Source organism: Marinobacter pelagius, assembly GCF_003315345.1.
In the GTDB taxonomy this organism is placed as follows: Bacteria; Pseudomonadota; Gammaproteobacteria; order Pseudomonadales; family Oleiphilaceae; genus Marinobacter; species Marinobacter pelagius_A.
In genome coordinates this window covers 1-1,709 of sequence record NZ_QNRO01000048.1, presented here as the reverse complement: position 1 = coordinate 1,709, position 1,709 = coordinate 1, and the positions used below count along the sequence as shown (strand labels likewise).

The following is a 1,709-nucleotide window of genomic DNA, read 5'->3' as shown; positions in this document are numbered from 1 at the left end:
GAAAATCTTTCTCAGCGGATTATCTGATTGATCCTCTTCAGCCTACTCTACTGCCAATTTTCTGTTTCCACCTTCGCCTGAGTCTTCATAGCGATGCTGACTAGGGAGGACAGCGAGAGCTGGGCAAGCGTCAAAGCGGTTCTGGTTCATGCGCAATCCGAACACCTGCACAACATTCCTCTTGTAAGAAACCGATCAAATTCTCTAGGTGCCCATACTCGGGTATACAGACAATCGTGCGGCTATGTTTCTCCTGCCGGATCAGCCCTACCTTGGCCATGCGCGCAAGGTGATGTGATAGCGTCGAAGCAGGAATACCCAGCCCCTTCTGGATATCTCCGACCGAAGCCCCATCATGGCCAGCTTTGACCAGAAAGCGGAACACGGACAGTCGGTGACTATTCCCTAGCTCAGCTAAGCTGGCTGCAACCTTTTCGTGATCCATAGCACGCCCCAATAATTCGATGTTTCTAGAATTATAGTTGACAGGTCGGATAAACGCAAGTAGGCTGCGTACATCATTTCGACAATACTAGAAATATAGGAGTAATATTGAATGTCATCTCAACTCCAAGACGCTCTAGGCATGTTCGCCTTTCTCGCTATCGAGCTATCGGTTTTATTCATTGGCATTAGCTTGCTGGTCGGAGTTCTTCAACGTCACATCCCACCATCCAAGGTGGAAGCGTTACTGACTTCCAGTGGGAAGCGAGGCTATTTTCTTGCTGCTGGTTTAGGAGCTATAACGCCCTTCTGTAGTTGCTCGACTATCCCCATGTTGAAAGGGTTGATTCGGGCACGGGCCGGTTTTGGGCCGATGATGGTGTTTCTTTTCTCATCTCCGTTGCTGAATCCTATCGTCGTCGGCCTGCTGGTTGCCACGTTTGGATGGACACTTACTGCTATCTATGTGCTCGCCGCTTTGGTGGTCGCGGTAGGTGCCGGATGGCTGCTTCACACGCTTGGCTTCGAGCGTTATGTGCGCCGGACGGCGACACAAGAGAGCAGTGGATGTAGTTCATCAGCAAGCCCGTGCAGTGCTACATCGACCGCATCGAGTTGCGGCACCAACAGCTGCGACACCACTCCGAAGACGGCTTCTTGCGGGGCTGATAGGAAGACAACAGTCTCTACGTCTAGCGAATGCTGTGACAGTCAACCCACTGTCACGGTTAAGAAAGAAGGGAAGTACAGTGGTGTGTGGCGGGAAGCTTGGTCGGACTTTATCGATGTGTTGCCTTACCTGCTCATCGGTATTGCGATTGGCAGCGTGATCTATGGTTTCATGCCCACTGACTTATTGGAGCAGTATGCAGGCCCAGATAATCCCTTTGCCATTCCAGTTGCCGCTGTCATCGGCGTGCCGTTGTATATTCGCGCTGAAGCCGTCATACCTCTGGCAGCGGCTCTGATGGCCAAAGGCGTGGGTGCCGGGACGGTGCTAGCGTTGATCATCGGCAGTGCCGGAGCCAGCCTGACTGAGCTCATTCTGTTGCGCTCTTTGTTCACGCTGAAGCTTTTAGCGGCGTTTTTAGCAGTCATTTTTGCTATGGCGATGATTGCCGGTTACGCCACCTACCTGTTTTTCTGATCAAGGCGGGAGATGATTAATTCGTTAAGCCTTCCTGGGTACCAGTTGGTGGATTCTGATGAGCAGAATGAAGACATACATTTTCGGCTTGAAGCACCTACACCAGTAGCCTGCGAGG

The 1,709-nt window shown here is 51.7% G+C and carries 2 protein-coding genes; one reads left to right on the top strand and one right to left on the bottom strand.

Features of this window, described 5'->3' with window-relative positions; translation table 11 throughout:
* Positions 1-130 precede the first annotated feature (130 nt).
* Entirely contained in the window at positions 131-445 is a 315-nt protein-coding gene (locus DET50_RS19285; protein WP_000349485.1) for an ArsR/SmtB family transcription factor, read from the bottom strand.
* Positions 446-556: 111 nt separating this feature from the next.
* Here DET50_RS19285 and DET50_RS19280 point away from each other — a divergent pair, with 111 nt between their 5' ends.
* Complete coding sequence (locus DET50_RS19280) at positions 557-1,591, top strand: permease (RefSeq protein ID WP_000098298.1); 1,035 nt, start codon at positions 557-559, stop codon at positions 1,589-1,591.
* Positions 1,592-1,709 lie beyond the last annotated feature (118 nt).